This is a genomic window from Paenibacillus sp. AD87 (assembly GCF_001659845.1).
Lineage (GTDB): Bacteria > Bacillota > Bacilli > Paenibacillales > Paenibacillaceae > Paenibacillus > Paenibacillus marchantiae.
Genome location: NZ_LXQN01000007.1, coordinates 4,110,176 through 4,128,483, shown reverse-complemented (window position 1 = coordinate 4,128,483; position 18,308 = coordinate 4,110,176). Strand labels below are relative to the sequence as shown.

Below are 18,308 nucleotides of genomic sequence, written 5' to 3'. Positions count from 1 at the left end.
TATGGCTGCAATTGCGACAGGCAAAAAGCGGGTCAACCGCTCTTTATCAGGAAGCATCTCCCTGTTTGCCCTTCTGCTCGTATTTGGTGCTTTCATGGTGCTGCCGCTGATCTATGCGATCAATAATGCGTTCAAACCGCTGGATGAGATTTTTACTTTTCCGCCAACGCTATTTGTCAAAAATCCAACGTTCAGCAATTTTACGGATCTGCTGAATCTGCTGAGTGACTCGTGGGTTCCGTTCTCACGATATATATTCAACACGGTATTTATTACGGGCATTGGCATCGTGGGCCATGTACTGCTCGCTTCGGCAGCGGCGTACCCACTCGCCAAGCACAAATTTCCGGGCAAAGTGTTCATGTTCCAGGTTGTTGTGCTTTCCCTGATGTTCACACCTGCCGTGACGGCCATTCCCAACTATATGATCATGTCATGGCTGGGTTGGATTGATACGTATTGGGCCGTCATTATTCCGGCATTTGCCTATTCATTAGGTTTGTATCTGATGAAGCAGTTTATGGAGCAGATCCCGGATGCGTTGCTGGAAGCAGCCAAAATTGACGGTGCCAGTGAATACCGGATTTTCTGGTCCATTGTCATGCCCAATGTAAAGCCAGCCTGGCTCACCTTGATCATTCTGCTGTTCCAGATGCTGTGGGGCAGTGATGGCAATGGATACATCTACAGTGAACAGCTCAAGACCTTGCACTATGCGGCGGGTCAGATCATTCAGGGCGGGATATCCCGGGCCGGGGCAGGTGCTGCGGTAGCACTTATTTTGATGAGTGTGCCCATTACGCTGTTCATTTTCTCGCAGAGCCGCATCATTGAGACGATGGCGAGTTCGGGCATGAAGGAATAAGGGGGGACGATATGGCACGCACAGTAAAAAGATGGCTTGTTCTCCTGGCGGCAGTATCGCTGCTGCTGGTGAATGCCGTGCCTGCGGCGGCCTCCCCGGCGCCGTATGAGAGTTATAACTACAACTACTGGAAAGAGGCCGTTCCTTCACCGGATGCCTATCTGCCCAAGCAAACCATCTCGGGCAGCGACCTGGGCATTGGCGAATTCAAAGACCCCGGTGATGTAAACGTTTCTCCCTCCGGGCAGATTTATATTTTGGACAGTGGCAACAGCCGAATTGTTGTCCTGGACGCGGATTATAAGCTGCTGCGGGTGATCGAAGGATTTATGATGGACGGCAGCAAGGAGAGTTTTAATACGCCAGGTGGATTATTCGTGGATGAAGAGGATCGAGTATACATCGCTGATACGGGGAACAGCCGTGTAGTTGTCCTGGATGCGGAAGGTCAGCTGGTCCATACGATTACGAAGCCGGAGTCCGATATCCTCGCGACCAATTTTCAATTCCAACCGTTGAAATTGACTGTGGATCGGGTAGGCCGGGTGTATGTGGTGGCTCAGGGTGTCTACGAAGGAATTATGCAGTTTGACGAGCACGGTCAATTCATTGGATACGTCGGTACGAACAAGGTGGAACGCGACTACGGCGAATACATTTGGCGGCTGCTCTCAACCAAAGCCCAGCGGGCGCAGATGGTTTTGTTTGTACCGACCGAGTTTTCCAATGTCGATATCGACTCCAAAGGGTTCGTATATGCGACCAATATCGACCCGGGTTCCAGCGAACCGATTAAACGTCTGAATCCATCCGGCGAGGATGTGCTGAAGAGATTTGGTTATTTTGAAGTCAAAGGAGATATCAGATTCCGCAATAACCCGGGTCCGTCCAAACTGATTGATGTGAAGGTACTGGGCAACGGTATGTACAGTGTGCTGGATGCGACGCAGAACCGGGTGTTTACTTACGATGATGAAGGTCATCTGCTCTACGTATATGGAGGCAAAGGAAATCAGGTGGGAACGCTCAAAACACCAGTCGCCATGGAACAATCCGGGGATCATCAATTGGTACTGGATCGGGGGAAAAGCAATCTGGTTATCTATGAGCCAACACGGTTTGGAGCCAGCGTGAATGAGGCGGTTGCCCTTCATTATCAGGGTGAGGATACGGAGGCTGTTCATATTTGGAAAGAAGTGCTGAAGTTGAACGCCAACTATGATATCGCCTATATCGGTATCGGAAAATCCTTGCTGATGGAGAAGAAAAACGAGGAAGCTCTGGGTTATTTCGAACTGGGTATGGATCGCAAAAGTTATTCTGTCGCGTTCAAAAGATATCGGCGAGAGATGATGAAGGAACATTTCGGCACCTTTCTGACGCTTGCCATCGCACTGATTTTCATTCTGATCCTGGTCCGAGTGGCAGTTAAATGGAGACGGAGGAGGCAGATTGACCGTGAAGCAGGATTACATTAGGTTTCCGCTGCATCTCATTTTTCACCCCATTGATGCATTCTGGGATATCAAGTCGGATCAGCGGGGCAGGTTGACCGTTGCTTTTGGAGCACTGGCGCTTACCATTATCATGATGATTTTGCAAAAACAATACGCGGGGTTTCTTGTGAATTACATCGATCCTCGCACAATCAACAGCATAGGGGAGATCGCAACGGTTGCAGTACCGTTCTTTCTTTGGTGCATAGCCAATTGGGCTGTAACCACCCTGATGGAAGGTGAAGGGAAGTTCAAGGAGATTTTTCTGGCAACAGGATACTCACTTATTCCGATTATTTTGATCTATGTCCCGATGATTATCATTAGCCGGTTTATGGTACAGGAAGAGACGGCTTTTTATTATTTATTTAATAGCATCGCGTTCTTCTGGTTCGTGCTGCTGCTCTTCATTGGCACGATGACGGTACACCAGTACACCGTGATCAAAACGATCCTGACGATGCTGCTGACGTTAATTGTCATGGGCATAATCGTGTTCCTCGGAGCATTGGTGTTCAGCATGTTGCAGCAGTTATATGAATTCGGTTACAACATCTACCGCGAGTTGATTTTTCGGACCTAAAGGAGGCGGCATCCGTGAACAAAAGGCAACGAATATATACGGTGCTGGCCAGTGGTGCTGCTGTGATCCTGCTTACAGCCGGACTGCTGTATATCAATAACAGGGGAGTTCCAGCCGTGGAGGCAATGACTTTTCTTGAAGCAACAACAGAGGCTATGCCAACCGAGACGGAATCATTGCAATTCCTTACCGATTCCTCGCAGGGGGTGCCGGGTATGCAACTGGTCGCCGAGGATCAGGGACTGGCGCTTTATTACAACGAGGAGACGACGGAAATTGCCGTTCGTGATGGAGCGAGTGGACAGATCTGGTACAGCAATCCGAACGAACGTAATCAGGATGGCCTGGCTTCCGCTTATGAAAAGGAAGTGTTGTCCTCCCAGCTGAACGTGTCATTTCGGGATGCGATCGGTACACTGGAGAACTTTCCGAACTTTAGCTCCAGCATCAGCAACAAACAGTTCGCAGCTGCCAATGTGGATCAGGGCATTCGTGTTACATACACGCTTGGGGATACCTCGCTAGGCATTGATGCTCTGCCCAAACTGATAAGCAAACAGCGTCTGGAGGAGAAGGTACTTTCGAAACTGGATGCCACAGTCGCAAGATATACATCTGCCCGCTACTATCCAACCAAGAACAATCCGGATGTGCTGGAACGGTTGGATGGACAGATATCAAAGCAGCTTGTACTGAACAAGATGCTGGATGCCTTTGAGACGGCGGGTTACACCGCTGAAGATCTTGCTTTTGACAATGAGGAGAATGGAGTCGAAGGCGGGGGCACATCGGATAAACCAAGCTTCGTCATTCCGGTGGAATATCGGCTGGATCAAGGTTCGCTGGTTGTAACCGTGCCGCTAAGTCAGGTGAAAGAGAGCGGTCAATACCGTATTCGTAATATCGATCTGCTCGCTTATTTTGGTGCCGCCGATACGAAAGGTGAAGGTTATATGTTTGTACCTGACGGTTCAGGCAGTCTGATCCATCTGAATAACGGAAAGGTCAAAGAGGAGCAGTACGTACAACATGTGTATGGTGCAGATCCGAATGACAATTCACTCAGTCGCCCGCAGGTTAGTGAATCTGTGCATATGCCTGTCTTTGGTTTGAAGAACGGTGAACATGCCTGGTTTGCCGTGATTGAAAAAGGGGATGGCATGGCCAGTATCTCTGCGGATATTGGTGGCAGGCAAAATAGCTATAACCACGTCTACGGCACGTTCTCCCTGCGGGGTGAGGATGAGTTGGAGATGTATACCTCGCAAAAGATGCAGGAGATTCAGCTACTAAGCGAGGAACCATTCCGCGGGGATATTCAGGTGCGATACCATTTCCTTAATGGTAAGGATGCCAGCTATTCCGGGATGGCCCGTTTGTATCAGCAGCAATTGGTGGGGCAGAACGTACTGAAACCGCTGGAGGACGAATCAGCCTTGCCTTTTTACGTGGATGTGTTAGGTGCAGTGGACAAAAAAGCTTCATTCCTGGGTGTACCTTATCGGACCACATTGGCTATGACGACATATGAACAAGCGGCTGAAATGGCTGCGAGGCTGCAGCAGGAAGGTGTGAACCGCGTGCAGATGCGGTATCAGGGATGGTTTGGCGGAGGTTTCAGTCACCATACACCGACCCAGGTCAAGCTGGACAGTGAAGTGGGCAGTCGTTCCGAGTTGCATGATCTGTCTGAACAACTGAAGCAGTCCGGTGGAGCGTTATTCCCTGATGTGGCGTTTCAGCGTATTTATCACGACGATTGGAACTTTGCCCCTTCCTCCGATGCAGCGCGATTTGTCACCAAGGAGACAGCTGAACTGTATCCATACAGTCCTGCCCTCAACCGGATGGATCAGAGCAAAGACAGCTATTATCTGTTGTCGGCCGCCAAGCTGCCGTATGTGGTGAGCGAGTTTGCCGGGAAAATCAACAAATTGGAACTCAGCGCATTATCGCTGCGTGATCTCGGGCAGGTATTGAGCTCGGATTATCGGGATAGTCGTGTCATCCACCGGGAGACCGCGAAGAACATCGTGAAGGAGCAGCTGGGCAAGCTGCAGCAGGAATATCCAAACATGATGTTATCATCCGCTAATGCGTATGCGTGGGGATATACGCTGCATATTGTTAATGCTCCCTCAGGCTCCAGCCGGTTCAACATTACCGATGAGGAAGTTCCTTTTTATGAGATGGTCATTCATGGATATATGGACTACGCTGCTTCCGCAATGAATACGTCAGGGGATCAGGATCTGCGCAAACAGCTGCTCCGCAGTCTGGAGCTGGGATCAGCTCCGCAGTTTCAATGGACGTATGAACCATCGTCCAAGCTGAAGCTGACCAGTTATGATTCGGCTTATGCCACTGACTTTGCCTATTGGGTAGATGACGCAGCAGCCTTATACAAGGAAGCGAATGAGGTATTAGGTCATTTGCGGAACCAGCCAATAACCGAGCATGAACGAGTTCAGGATGGGGTTGTGCGTATCACATACAGTGGCGATGCAACGATTTTGGTGAATTACACGGCTGATCCGGTAACGATTGATGGAATTACCGTTGGCGGGGCGGACTATGCAGTGGAAGGAGTGAACCGATGAGAACCCTTCGTTTATCCTTGAAATCACGGAGAGCGCTGCTTGGCCTTGCGTTTATTTCGCCCTGGCTGATTGGTTTCATCTTCTTGTTCGCTACGCCGCTGCTGCAATCGATCCGGTTCAGTTTGAGCAATCTGTCGGTTGCCCCAGGAGGCTATGTACTGGATTTTGTCGGTTTGAAAAATTTCAAAGATGCCATCCTGGTCGATGCAACATTTAACCGGATTCTAGTAGATTCGGTCGGAGCGATGCTGCTGAATGTGCCGATGATTCTATTCTTCAGTTTATTTACGGCGACACTGCTTAACCAGAAATTCAAGGGCAGAACGATGGCACGTGCGATCTTCTTCCTGCCGGTCATTCTGGCCTCCAGTGCTGTGGCGGCGGCCGAGTCCGCAGGTCTGATCAATCTGATGGGAGACATCAGTGCAGTGGATACGTCGGCGGAGGGGGGAGCTTCGTTCAACGTCGTTTCAATCGTGCGAATGCTGAATGATGTGGGGCTGCCAATGGCATATGTCGATTACATCGTTGAAGCCATCATGCGCATTTACGATATTGTCAGCAGCTCTGGCGTACAGATTCTGATCTTCCTCGCTGCGCTGCAATCGGTACCCGGCTCGATGTATGAAGTGGCCAAAATTGAAGGTGCAACGGCCTATGAATCCTTCTGGAAAATTACGTTTCCGATGGTGAGTCCATTGATCCTGACGAATGTCATCTATACGATTATTGATTCCTTTGCAGGCAGCCCGGTGACGGAGGCCATCTACCAGACGGCATTTAAAACCCAGAACTTCGGCCTGAGCTCAGCCATGTCCTGGCTGTATACGCTGGTCATCGGTCTGGTATTGGTTGTTGTGGGATGGGTACTGTCACGACGGGTTCATTACAACTGAAAGCTAACGAACGTTGAAGGAGGCATGAGACTATGGCTGTGTCGGGAACGGATCGCATGGTGGTGGTTCCGAAAGAGAACTACCGCATGCAGAGGGTACGAAACAAGACATCGGACCTCCTGTATTCCATCTTCAGATATGCATTGATTATTGGTATTTCATTTATTATTTTGTATCCATTGTTTCTTAAAATCTCGGTTGCGTTCAAAGATAAACAGGATATCTATAATCCGACCATCTATATGATTCCCCAGCATTTTACGCTGGATAATATCAAGTTTGCGGCGCAGGTGATGGATTATTTACCTTTGCTGGCGAATACGTTGTTGTTCGTCACGATTACAACGCTGCTCACAGCGATATCCTGTGCGTTAGCCGGGTACGGCTTCGCCCGCTTTTCTTTTCCCGGCAGCAATGTGCTGTTTGTATTAGTCATCCTCACTATTTTAGTACCGACAAGCACCCTGATGGTGCCGATGTATCTGCATTTCCGCAACTTTGATTTTCTCGGCATGATTCGGCTGTTCACGGGGCGAGAAGGGATCAACCTGCTGAATACATACTGGCCGTCGATGATTACTGCGGCTACGGCTGGTGGGCTGAAAGCGGGGCTGTTCATTTATATTTTCCGCCAGTTCTTCAAGGGCATGCCCAAGGAAATTGAAGAAGCTGCACTGATTGATGGAGCAGGCGGATTCCGGACATTTGCCCGAATTATGCTGCCGAACGCCATTTCACCGCTGATCACGGTCATTCTGTTCTCTTTTGTCTGGCAGTACAACGATACGTTCTATTCCGCGCTATTCATGAGTGAAAGCCCGCTTATCTCGCTGAAGGTGGCTTCATTGCCTGCCCAGGCGAACCAGTTAATTCCCCAATTGATGGGTTTTGGCTCGAACTCGGGCATGAAGGCAGACCCCAATTATGTTGCCATGATCGTGGATACAGGAATTCTGCTGGCGATTGCACCACTCATTATTTTGTATTTATTTGTACAGCGCTATTTCGTGGAAAGTATTGAACGTTCAGGTGTAGTTGGTTAACCGGGCTTGGCGTAGTCGTGTAGGATGCGTAATTCGGGTGTTTTTGATATTTGGGTCTCTATGTATCCTACCTTGGAATGGGGGATTATCAATGACGGAACAAAAGATAAGCGGTTATTTGGTGAATAAAGATGCGACTTCCGAGGCTAGAGAACTGATGAAGTACTTGGCGGAGCGTTATGGAAAAGGGGTACTGTCCGGTCAGCAGGATTACGGCAATCTGAACTGGATTAATGAGAATACAGGCCGCAAGCCGGCGGTAATTGGATTCGATCTCATGGATTATTCTCCATCAAGGACAGAACGCGGCGCGATCTCTCAGGAGATTCGGGATGCGATTGCATGGCATCAGCAAGGCGGAATTGTGACATTGTGTTGGCACTGGAATGCACCTACTCATCTGATAGATGAACCAGGTAAAGAATGGTGGCGCGGTTTCTATACGGATGCCACCACCTACGATCTCGATTCAGCATTGGCTCATCCTGAATCGCAAGAGTATACCTTATTGATCCGGGATATCGATGCAATTGCAGTACATCTGCAAGAACTCAAGGAGGCTGGGGTGCCTGTGTTATTCCGGCCGCTTCATGAAGCGGAAGGAGGCTGGTTCTGGTGGGGAGCCAAAGGACCTGAACCTGCCAAAAAGTTATACCGCCTAATGTATGATCAATTGGTCAACACGTATGAGCTGGGTAATCTGATCTGGGTGTGGAACTCGGAAAAGCCGGATTGGTATCCGGGTGACGATGTGGTGGACATTGTGAGTGTGGATGTGTATCCAGAAGCAGGGGATCACAGCCCATTAGCTAAGCGTTATGAAAATCTGCGTGAACTGGTGAATGACAGCAAAATCATTGCCTTAGCCGAGAACGGCTCCATTCCTGACCCAAAGCAAATGAAAGAGCAAGGTGTACACTGGAGCTGGTTCTGTACCTGGACGGGAGAATTCCTAAAGGGTGGCAATCATAATACCGTGGTGTATTTGAAGGAAGTATATAATAGTGAAGAAGTCATTACGCTGGATCAATTACCGAAGTGGAGTTGGAGATAGGGCTATCATCTGAACTTCTACCGACGTGAAAAAAAGGGGCTGTTCCATAAGTCATGAACATGACGGTGGACGCCTCTTGTTCGCGTTAATTTGGCCTGCCTTGAGAATCGGACCTTTAAGGTGCGCTAGATTCGTTAGCACGTTGCAAGTTTGACGCATTCCGCTCACCTGAATTATTGGATAGCATGGCACTGATTTTTGGATACAATGCCTCATTGGAAGTAAACAAGATGTAGGATTGATTGGTTGTACGGATCAGGATTGTTTCGGAAGCGCCATACGCTGCGCCGATTCGAACGGCTGAAGGCTCACTTCCACCATATGTATCATCAAGGGTAACTGCTTTAATATCTGAGATGAGAATTTCTATTTTGGAAAGCTGCCAACGGATGATGAGTTTATTCTGTACTTGCTGTACTTTAATGCCTAACATACACACAACCTCCCTTTAAGCCTGTTGAAGATAAATGCCTTTTTATTAGTTTATCACTTATTGGATGGAGAGGTGCTGAATCATTCTGGAGTAGCGAAGCAGCGATCCGAAGATGGTACTGTAATTGAAATGGCATAGTGCACCAGAGGGAATGGTTTACTACAGTTATTTCCATACATGTTGGCATGATGTACACTATTTCTAACGAAAACGGGAGACGAAGAGATGTATATGGAGGAGGTGCCATATGACAGATATGAACGCATATCATTATTTTGAAAAAAGTCTGGGCCCTTTTCGCAATCTATCCAGTCTGTCTGACGAAGACGCGGAAACAGTAACCCAACGAATCCGTCATCAAGGCCGGAATTTTGCCAGTCAGCGATCAGCAGATTACATGATGTTTCGAAGAGAAATTGAGCGAAAAGCGTACGAGCAGTTTATCTCTAAAGGTGGGAAACCGAGCCACCGCTATCCTCACTATATAACCCTGGGTGCATGCGCGTGGTTGGAATCATGGTATACCGAACCGGATTGGGTCATGATCTCATGGGATGATCTGCCTGCTGATTCCGTAAGTTTTACCTACGGCGATTTGTTTCCAACGATGCGTTATATGGATGATAAACCTTACCGTAAGCAGGTCTACACGAAAGACGAAATCTTGAACGTTATTCAATCCTATGGATGGCCTCAGGAATAGAATCAACAGGGTGATCTCGGACCGGAGCGTTATATCGAAGTACAGGTGTGGAACGAGAGAATCATTAGCCCATATAGTCACCTTGATTGATATGCGAAACGGATGAAGAAGTTCAGATGAATGAAAACTTTCAAAAAAGTAGGAGCAGGAATGACAACACCACCGTATCCGAATATTCGCCCTGCCGTGTACAATAGAGAGAACGAATCTTAAACCTAACCATGAAGGGGATGCTTGAGATGCATGATCAGCTGCCAAAGAAACCTTCTTCCTGCTGCTGCGCTGCAAGTCGGGGCGGCAAGCTCGAGGAAAAGAGTCTGCCAGAGGAAACGGCTGCATCGGTAGAGGCTGTTGAGGACAAGCCATCAAGTCATACCAGTTATTCAGCTGACTTCACAATAGCTCTAACCAATAGAGCAGAGAAGAAAGAAAGCATTCGTATTGAAGGTGGACGTTTCCTGATGGGCACGAATGACCCCGAAGCTTTTGCCGCGGATGGAGAAGGCCCCGTTAGAGAAGTTCAGGTGAACTCCTTTTATCTGGATGCCTGTACGGTAACCAATGCGGAATTTGCACAGTTTGTTCGTGAGACTGGGTATAGGACTGAGGCGGAGCGGTTTGGCTGGTCTTTTGTTTTTCATCTGTTCGTTTCTCCGCAAACGGCGACTCAAGTTCGAACCGTGGTACAACAGACACCCTGGTGGTGGGTTGTTGAAGGTGCAGACTGGGCTCATCCTGAAGGACCCGATTCTAATATAAAAGATCGCTCTAATCATCCGGTTCTTCATATCTCATGGAATGATGCCAATGCCTATTGCCGCTGGGCGGGTAAACGTCTGCCTACAGAAACCGAATGGGAATATGCAGCCCGGGGTGGCCTAATTCAGAAAAAATATCCTTGGGGCGATACGTTAAGGCCGGATGGACAGCACTATTGCAACATTTGGCAGGGTGTATTTCCGGCGAAAAATAATGCAGCCGACGGTTATGCAGGCACCGCTCCATCTCAATCGTTTCCTTCCAATGCATACGGACTTTATAATATGTCAGGAAATGTATGGGAGTGGTGCGCAGACAACTACGTTACGGATCACGAGAAGGCTGCGGATGCTGCCACGGAATTATCTCCTCATGAAGACCGCAAGGTGTTAAAAGGCGGTTCCTACCTATGCCACCGTTCCTACTGCAATCGCTATAGAGTGGCGGCCAGAATCCCCAACACGCCTGATACATCTACTGGGCATATTGGTTTCAGATGCGCAGCGGATGTATAGTCTGTTGGTTTGCTTGTTTGTAGGATAAGGGTCTGGCTATTTCACCCGAATAAGTAATCCGAACAGACCCAGTACAGCAAAGGCCAGAAATGCTGTCGTGTTGGAGAACATCTCAATGGTGTACCCCGCTATCGATGATCCAATGAACTGCCCCGCACCGAGCGCGAGAAAAGCAAGGCTGATTCCGATGGACGTATTTGGACGAAATAACCTGGTCGCCCACACGATGAATACACTGGTCAGAAATATATAGTTACTGCCAAACATAACAGCTGAGACCAGGCTGGCGGCCATCGATGGAAGAAGGATAACGCCAAGTGAAACAGACAAGAGCAGAAGGCCTATCCGATAGGACCATCCAATTCCGATGCGTTCAATAATCCGGCCAGCACACCCGCCGAGAATCCCCATAATCCCCATCACAATCCAGAACAGTACGGCTTCCGAATCGGAGGCCCCTTTTTCGTCAGTGAGGAAGTTTCGGGCAAAGGTCCAATAGATCGCAGAACTGATACCTGTCAGAAGGGAAGCCATGAGCAGAGCCACGCCGGGTCTGGTCGGCTTCATGCATGCCCAGAGGGACTTGGTACAAGGCTCTGTTTTGCGTGGGGAAAGAACACGTCTATTCCATAACACTACTACAACACCCAGAACAGCAAAGAAGATGTAGGTTAAACGCCAATACTCGGTGAACAGCCAGTAGATCGGACCGGATACGATAATGCCAAAGCTGGTACCTGTGTTAATCCAGCTATTCCCCCTGGCTTGCTGCTCAGGTGCAAGCTCAGCGTAGACGGTGTTACCCAATGCAGGAGAGGCCAAGCCTGTACTTAATCCGGCAAGAAATACACCTAGTGTGAGAACAAACGCGTTTGGAGACAAGGCTATGCCCAATAAACCGAGCACAGCACTAACGCCCGCTATTTGAATGACATGATAGTGCCCAATGCGATTAATTAACAGTGGGGCACTAAGTAGAGACAGACAGTACGCAATGTAGGTTGCGGAATTGATTGCTCCGGATTGGGCATCGTCCAGTTGGAGTGCTTCCGAGATTTCCGGCATAAACAGCCCATAGCTGAATCTCCCGAATGCATAACATACAGCGATAAGGGCAATCCCTGGGAAAATAATTTTTTTCATCAAATCCACCGCCTTTTAGATAGAACGATCATTATATTTTCTTTGAAATAAAAAAGTGAGTTGAACTACTAACTCACCCGGTGTGGGACTACTTGAAACTATTTTGCGTCATGTCAATGAGTTCCCGACATACGTTATTTACATTTTCTGTCTCAGCGAGTGCAGTAGAACCTTCCAGCAGCAGGTTAAATTGCAACACTGCACGGTCGCTTGCGGCAGGATCAAGATTTTTAATCAAGGTCATCACATGTTTCTTATGTGCGTTGACAGTTTGTACTATGACGTTGTCTGGATCTCCGCCAAATTCCTCCTTGGCACGCAGAAACAAACATCCTCTTGACTCATGCTCCATCAACCAGCCTGCATGGCCTTCCGCCAGATTGAGGAATACGGGCTGCGCTTTGTTGTCGGCATACTGCCGCAGCTGTTCCAGATAGCGCTGTTCGCGCCGCCGAAGTACTTCAACAATGAGATCATCCTTGGAGTTGAAGTGATTATATAACGTCATGATGGCGATCCCGGCATCTGTGATGATTCGCTTCAAGCCGATAGAATGAAAGCCGTGCAGGTAGAATAATTCCTCAGCCACGTTCAACAGCATTTCCTTTTTGCTGCTCATAAGAAGTAATACGCTCCCTTCAGAATAAGATAGAACGATCATTATACTTCTAAAATATAGAAAATGGCTCACATTGTCAAATGCTGTGAACCATTTCGATTTCCATTTGGTGAAGAGCATTTATCCATTCTGTGGGACATCCAGAATCTGTGATCACCATGGATATTTGATTAATAGGTGCAATCTGGGCGAAGGTTGAACGTCCAAACTTGGTATGATCTGCTACCAAAATGGCTTCCTCCGCACGCTCCATCATTTTGCGGGAGATGAGTGCCTCTTCCAGCACATAATCTGTGATTCCATCCGTTAACGAAACGCCGCCTGCTGAGATGAACGCCTTGTTGACTTTGAATTGACTGAGTAATTCATGAGCAATGGGTCCAGTAGAGGCTTGTACGACCGGGGTGACTTCTCCTCCAGCAAAAATGATTTTGCCTGCAAACTCCTCTAGCGCACAGGTAAGAATGGGGACGGAGTTGGTTATGACGGTCACCTGAGACCGATGTCGCAGCTGCCGCATAATCTCCAGCGTTGTTGTACCATTGTCCAGCATTACGGTCTCTCCATCCTCAATCAGAGAGGCGGCTGCCACGCCAATGGCCTGCTTTTCGTTCAGTTGAAGCTGCGCTCGCTTTTGAAAAGGGGCTTCGATCATGCCTGAGCGTACACGTACAGCGCCTCCGTACACTTTGCGCAATTCGCCTTCCTTTTCAAGTCGATCCAGATCCCGCCGGATCGTCTCCGTGGATACTTGGAACAGATCCGCCAGAACCTGTACCTGAACCTTGCCCTGGGTAGCAAGTTGGATAAGAATGGTGTGTCTGCGTTCTTCATACGTTAAAGACATGGCTGTGCCTCCTGAAGTTTCGATCTAAGTTCTATTTATTTTAGAGTTGTGAGATAGTGTGGATTGTTGTTGTTTTAATAGTTTAAGTTGGAGAGAAGACCTTGTCAATTTTGAAATGTAATGAGGAGTATAATGAGAAGTAAATTCTGTTCTTAATATGTATTGACAGCAATATGATGTGACGATAAGATCATATAAAACAACGTAAAACCACAACAAACAACACTGAAAACTTTAATCCATAGTATATGGATCATCAGGGAGGAAAAAGGGTGAAACGTCAGCTTGCTTTTCAAGCAAATGGAGCATTCAAAATCGTGCAGTTTACAGATCTACACTGGAAAGATGGGCGACCTGAAGATCTTCGGACCAGGCAATTAATGAAAACGGTCATTGAAGCGGAACAGCCCGATCTGGTTGTCTTTACAGGCGATGTCATCTACACGGGACCAGTCGATCCTGGCAATAAGGAATGTGAACACCCGGAGCAGGCATTCCGGGATGCTGTGTCGGTAGTGGAAGAGCGTGGTATTCCGTGGGCTTTTGTGTATGGCAACCATGATACAGAGAATCGGATTACCCCCGATGCATTAATGGATGTGATTCAGGAGCATGCGCATACCGTGACAGAACCTGGACCGCGTGAGATTGCGGGACTAGGCAATTACACATTGGAGATTGCCGGAGCGGATGGCTGTCCGGCAGCAGTGTTGTATTTACTCGATTCGGGGAACTATTCCCAGTTCGAGTCCATTCCCGGTTATGGCTGGATTCAGCCTAATCAGATCCAGTGGCTGATGTCTGAATCCACACGCGTTAATCCCGGCCGCAGCCGCGGGGAGAAGCTCCCAGCCTTGGCGTTTTTCCATATCCCGATTCCTGAATATCAGTCCATGTGGGACACACAAATCTGTTACGGCAGCAAATACGAACCTGTCTGCTCTGCCCAAGTGAACTCGGGTCTGTTCTCTGCACTGCTGGAGATGGGCGATGTGATGGGGACCTTTTGCGGACATGATCATGTGAATGATTTTCAGGGGACTTACCACGGCATTCGTCTCTGCTACGGGCGTTCGAGTGGACACAGTACATATGGAAGGGAAGGCATGCTGCGCGGAGGACGGGTCATTCAATTGCAGGCGGGACAACGCAGCTTTGATACCTGGATTCGTCTGGAAGACGGATTGGTCGTGAAGGAACAGCCAGAACATCAACCTGAGAGCACTTCAGCACATTAGAGAATATAGAAGAGCAAGGCATTAGAGAGGAACGTTTTGATTATGATTTTACCTATAGTTCTGGTGCTCGCTTCCGGGATGGCTCACGCTGTCTGGAGTATGTTCACCAAACGCAGTTTAAACAAAAGTGTGTTTTTATGGTCTATCATGATGATTCCAACCGTAATACTGCTGCCTGTGCTTATCGTGGAGTTGGTACGGGAACCTTTATCCATACCAGCCTATGCACTACTTGTGTTATCGATGGCGCTGCAAGCCTTGTATTCCTGGCTGCTATCGCAGACGTATGAATTGGGCGATTTGTCGCAGATTTATCCGATTATGCGGGGAACGAGCACCTTGTTAGTGCCATTGATCGGTGTTGCTTTTCTGGGGGAAACGTTGTCCATGTTCGGCTGGGTCGGTATTGCCTGCATGATTGTAGGATTTACGGTGCTGAGTGGTGTGGGAAGCAGAGTTGGCAAATCTGGCTCAAGTGTAACAGGATCAAAGCCGGTTCTGATGGCCTTATGTGTCGGGTTATGTACAACGAGTTATGTGTTCGTGGACAAATTAAATCTAGAGCATATTTCACCCCTGTCGTTACTTGAAGTGACGAACATTGGCTTTGTTGCCGGCTTGACTCCGGCGCTGCTCGCTTCCCGCCAACTGCGTCAAGAGTGGAAGAAGAACCGATCAACCATTATGCTGGGAGCGCTGCTGAATCCGGGCTCGTACTTGTTGTTTCTGTTTGCATTGCAGCAGGCGCCAATGGCCAGACTGGGCCCGCTTCGGGAAGTAGGAACGGTATTCGCGGCCTTCCTCGGTATTTTGTTACTGAAAGAACAGCAGGGGAAGAAGCGTATTCTCTGTTCCATCGTTATTTTTGGCGGCATATTGCTGATTGGTATGTGGGGTTAATGGAATTCCAGTATTTGGAGATATGGTGTATACTCATGGTTAATGAACCGCTCTCATGAGGAGGATGAACCATTGAACGTGCACCGTTTGGAAGATATTCATTTTCGTGATCCCTACATACTGGCTATACCATCGCGCAAGAAATATTATTTATATGGCTCTATCGGGCAAAATGTGTGGAATGGCCCAGCCATCGGTTTTGATGTCTATGAGAGCGAAGACCTGATTCATTGGAGCGGTCCTTCCCCATGCTTCCGTGCACCTGCGGACTTCTGGTCCGATCACCACTATTGGGCCCCGGAAGTCTATGAATGGGAAGGTCGCTTTTATATGTTTGCCAGCTTTAAGGCGGAAGGTGTTCCGCGGGTAACAGGTGTATTGGTGGCTGATCAGCCGGAGGGACCTTTTGAATTGTGGTGTCGCTCCCTTACGCCTCCCGATTGGGAATGCCTGGACGGTACATTGTATGTGGACGATCAGGGTGATCCGTGGATGATCTTTTGCAAGGAATGGGTGCAGGTGGAGGATGGGGAGATGTACGCGGTACGTCTGAAACCGGATCTGAAAGGAACGATAGGCAAACCTGATCTGTTATTCAAAGCTTCCGAAGCGCCATGGTCTGTTGGAGGTGGAGAACAGCGAAACCGTTATGTCACAGATGGTCCGTTTCTGTATCGTATGCAAAATAATGAACTCGTCATGATGTGGTCCACATCCGGTCAAGACGGTTATACACTGGGGCTGGCCCGCTCGGTGTCCGGTAAACCGCAAGGACCATGGAAGCAGGATGACAAGCCGTTGTTCGCCAATAATGGAGGACATGGGATGCTGTTTCGAACGTTCGAAGGACAACTGTGTCTCACCATTCATGCTCCGAACAATCATCCGAAGGAACGACCCGTTATTTTCCGCATGCAGGAGAAGCAAGGACAACTGACGCTTATGGATAATCCAACGTAAAATGTAGAAAATGCAGATCACGTATTCGGAAAAGGCACTGGCCTAATCGCTTATTCAATCTTCTTCAATTGATCCCCTCAGGGTAAATGATCTTAAGGAACATCTGTTCAGATGAGCCTAGGATGACTGCCTGAGGGGATTTGTTTATTTTATCGCAGGTACTCAAACATGATATATTGGAAGGAGCAGCGTGTCGGTAATGTAAAAGCGAGCAATGATAGCTCTACAATGAAATGGACAGAGTGACGGGGAGAGACGTTATATGTTGCATAAGGAAAAGTTGATCCAGGCGATTACGGAGCATGAACAATTAATGCTCGACCTGCGGCGGATTCGCAGTCTGGATCTGCCTCAGTGTTACATAGGTGCGGGGTATATTCGCAATTATATCTGGGATGTGCTTCATGGCTATCCTCTTCGCGAACTTCACAGCGATATTGATGTTATTTACTACGATACGGAAGATATGCGTGAGGAGCGGGACCTGCTGCTGGAACAAGGGCTTCGCGAGCAGACAGGCAATTCCAAATGGTCGGTGAAAAATCAGGCGAGGATGCATCTGCGTAATGGAAACAAGCCCTATCAATCCACAGAAGATGCCCTTCGATATTGGCCAGAAATCGTCACAGCCATAGGTGTGCGGTTAGATGAACTGGGTCAGGTGTGTATCTGTGCCCCACATGGGCTGGAGGATCTGTATGCGTTAATCGTACGCCAAAGTCCGTTTTTCTCGGATGCAGACTACTATAATCATCGTGTAGAGAAGAAATGCTGGCAACAACAGTGGCCCAAGCTCACGATCATAAAATCCTGAATCAAGGGCATATGACGGAAGTGAAGGCCCGAGAAGGAGTGTTACTGGATTTATGAAAAAGTTTATACGAGAAAAAGGCCTAATCCTTGATCTTTTTTTCATTGCATGTTTTGTGTTCTTCCTTGTTTTCTGGGGCTGGAACTTCGCAGTGAAGTTTTTTGGCATGATCACTATAGCTTTTATCGTGTTGAGGCGGATTGATTATCAAAAGCATATCCTGCTAAAACGCATTCTGCTTACTGGCTTCGGGATCGCTGCGGTTTCATTTGTAATTATCGAAGCACTTGTGTTTACTCAGCTTAACGCGAATGATCCTGAAGAAGCGGACTATGTCATTATTCTCGGCTCGGGCATCAAGGGAACTGAACTGTCATTGACCTTGAAACAAAGGCTGGATGCCAGTTTGGACTATATCCGCAGTCATCCTCAGACGCCAGTGATTGTATCCGGCGGGCAGGGGCCGGGAGAATCGATTCCGGAAGCACTCGCCATGAAAAACTACCTTGTTGATCAGGGGATCAGCCCCACACAAGTCATTATGGAAGATCGATCGACGAGCACCCAGGAGAATATGGCTTTTTCCAAAAAAATCATTGATGCATCCGGGCTGGAGCATCCCAAGATCATGATTGTCACAAGTGATTACCATATGTTCAGATCCAAGTATTTGGCCGCCAAGAACGGTTACGCTGCCGAATACGGCATTTCAGCTCCTTCACCGGGTTATCTGAAACCGATCAATATGATCCGGGAGTATTTTGCAGCGGTTAAAGCATTTATTTAGATGCTGTTTGCTTCTCCAATAAGAACAGAAAGGCAACCTATGCTCTCTTGAAAGAG

18 protein-coding genes are annotated in these 18,308 nt (G+C 48.3%); 14 read left to right on the top strand and 4 right to left on the bottom strand.

Features of this window, described 5'->3' with window-relative positions:
* The first annotated feature begins 1 nt into the window (after position 1).
* The 7 genes from gpAD87_RS18020 to gpAD87_RS17990 all read left to right on the top strand — a co-directional run bounded on the left by gpAD87_RS18020 (position 2) and on the right by gpAD87_RS17990 (position 8,537).
* Positions 2-865, top strand: coding sequence for a carbohydrate ABC transporter permease (locus tag gpAD87_RS18020; protein ID WP_064639582.1), 864 nt, complete (start codon positions 2-4; stop codon positions 863-865).
* An 11-nt stretch (positions 866-876) separates the two neighbouring features.
* Positions 877-2,343, top strand: a complete 1,467-nt coding sequence (locus gpAD87_RS18015) for an NHL repeat-containing protein (protein WP_064639580.1) — start codon at positions 877-879, stop codon at positions 2,341-2,343.
* Entirely contained in the window at positions 2,324-2,944 is a 621-nt protein-coding gene (locus gpAD87_RS18010) for a YIP1 family protein (RefSeq protein WP_064639578.1), read from the top strand. The genes gpAD87_RS18015 and gpAD87_RS18010 overlap by 20 nt, the downstream gene beginning before the upstream one ends.
* 14 nt (positions 2,945-2,958) lie before the next feature.
* Positions 2,959-5,544 carry a DUF5696 domain-containing protein gene (locus tag gpAD87_RS18005; protein WP_064639576.1) on the top strand — a complete coding sequence of 862 codons (2,586 nt, stop codon included), beginning with the start codon at positions 2,959-2,961 and terminating at the stop codon, positions 5,542-5,544.
* Positions 5,541-6,440 (top strand): carbohydrate ABC transporter permease, encoded by a 900-nt coding sequence (locus gpAD87_RS18000; protein WP_064639573.1) that lies wholly within the window; start codon positions 5,541-5,543, stop codon positions 6,438-6,440. The genes gpAD87_RS18005 and gpAD87_RS18000 overlap by 4 nt, the downstream gene beginning before the upstream one ends.
* A gap of 32 nt (positions 6,441-6,472) precedes the next feature.
* Positions 6,473-7,483, top strand: coding sequence for a carbohydrate ABC transporter permease (locus gpAD87_RS17995; RefSeq protein ID WP_082935162.1), 1,011 nt, complete (start codon positions 6,473-6,475; stop codon positions 7,481-7,483).
* A gap of 91 nt (positions 7,484-7,574) precedes the next feature.
* Complete coding sequence (locus gpAD87_RS17990) at positions 7,575-8,537, top strand: glycosyl hydrolase (protein WP_064639571.1); 963 nt, start codon at positions 7,575-7,577, stop codon at positions 8,535-8,537.
* A 115-nt stretch (positions 8,538-8,652) separates the two neighbouring features.
* Here gpAD87_RS17990 and gpAD87_RS17985 read toward each other — a convergent pair whose 3' ends face one another.
* Entirely contained in the window at positions 8,653-8,970 is a 318-nt protein-coding gene (locus tag gpAD87_RS17985) for a SunI/YnzG family protein (protein ID WP_064639569.1), read from the bottom strand.
* A gap of 247 nt (positions 8,971-9,217) precedes the next feature.
* Here gpAD87_RS17985 and gpAD87_RS17980 point away from each other — a divergent pair, with 247 nt between their 5' ends.
* Entirely contained in the window at positions 9,218-9,673 is a 456-nt protein-coding gene (locus gpAD87_RS17980) for a hypothetical protein (RefSeq protein WP_231952616.1), read from the top strand.
* A 239-nt stretch (positions 9,674-9,912) separates the two neighbouring features.
* Entirely contained in the window at positions 9,913-10,947 is a 1,035-nt protein-coding gene (locus tag gpAD87_RS17975) for a formylglycine-generating enzyme family protein (protein ID WP_082935161.1), read from the top strand.
* A gap of 36 nt (positions 10,948-10,983) precedes the next feature.
* Here the strand turns inward: gpAD87_RS17975 and gpAD87_RS17970 are convergent, their stop codons facing one another.
* The 3 genes from gpAD87_RS17970 to gpAD87_RS17960 all read right to left on the bottom strand — a co-directional run bounded on the left by gpAD87_RS17970 (position 10,984) and on the right by gpAD87_RS17960 (position 13,556).
* Positions 10,984-12,090: an MFS transporter gene (locus gpAD87_RS17970; RefSeq protein ID WP_064639567.1), complete on the bottom strand. Its 1,107-nt coding sequence runs from the start codon at positions 12,088-12,090 to the stop codon at positions 10,984-10,986.
* 88 nt (positions 12,091-12,178) lie between these two features.
* Entirely contained in the window at positions 12,179-12,709 is a 531-nt protein-coding gene (locus gpAD87_RS17965) for a TetR/AcrR family transcriptional regulator (RefSeq protein WP_064639564.1), read from the bottom strand.
* A 76-nt stretch (positions 12,710-12,785) separates the two neighbouring features.
* On the bottom strand, positions 12,786-13,556 hold the full coding sequence (locus tag gpAD87_RS17960) for a DeoR/GlpR family DNA-binding transcription regulator (RefSeq protein ID WP_064639562.1): 771 nt from the start codon (positions 13,554-13,556) through the stop codon (positions 12,786-12,788).
* Positions 13,557-13,828: 272 nt separating this feature from the next.
* Between gpAD87_RS17960 and gpAD87_RS17955 the strand changes: the two genes are divergently transcribed.
* The 5 genes from gpAD87_RS17955 (at position 13,829) to gpAD87_RS17935 (ending at position 18,252) form a co-directional block, all read left to right on the top strand.
* Positions 13,829-14,794, top strand: coding sequence for a metallophosphoesterase family protein (locus tag gpAD87_RS17955; RefSeq protein ID WP_064639559.1), 966 nt, complete (start codon positions 13,829-13,831; stop codon positions 14,792-14,794).
* A 42-nt stretch (positions 14,795-14,836) separates the two neighbouring features.
* On the top strand, positions 14,837-15,694 hold the full coding sequence (locus tag gpAD87_RS17950; RefSeq protein ID WP_231952614.1) for a DMT family transporter: 858 nt from the start codon (positions 14,837-14,839) through the stop codon (positions 15,692-15,694).
* 78 nt (positions 15,695-15,772) lie between these two features.
* Entirely contained in the window at positions 15,773-16,654 is an 882-nt protein-coding gene (locus tag gpAD87_RS17945) for a glycoside hydrolase family 43 protein (protein ID WP_064640997.1), read from the top strand.
* Positions 16,655-16,916: 262 nt separating this feature from the next.
* Positions 16,917-17,468: a nucleotidyltransferase family protein gene (locus tag gpAD87_RS17940; protein ID WP_331710895.1), complete on the top strand. Its 552-nt coding sequence runs from the start codon at positions 16,917-16,919 to the stop codon at positions 17,466-17,468.
* A 163-nt stretch (positions 17,469-17,631) separates the two neighbouring features.
* On the top strand, positions 17,632-18,252 hold the full coding sequence (locus gpAD87_RS17935; RefSeq protein WP_162842429.1) for a YdcF family protein: 621 nt from the start codon (positions 17,632-17,634) through the stop codon (positions 18,250-18,252).
* The last annotated feature ends 56 nt before the right edge of the window (positions 18,253-18,308 follow it).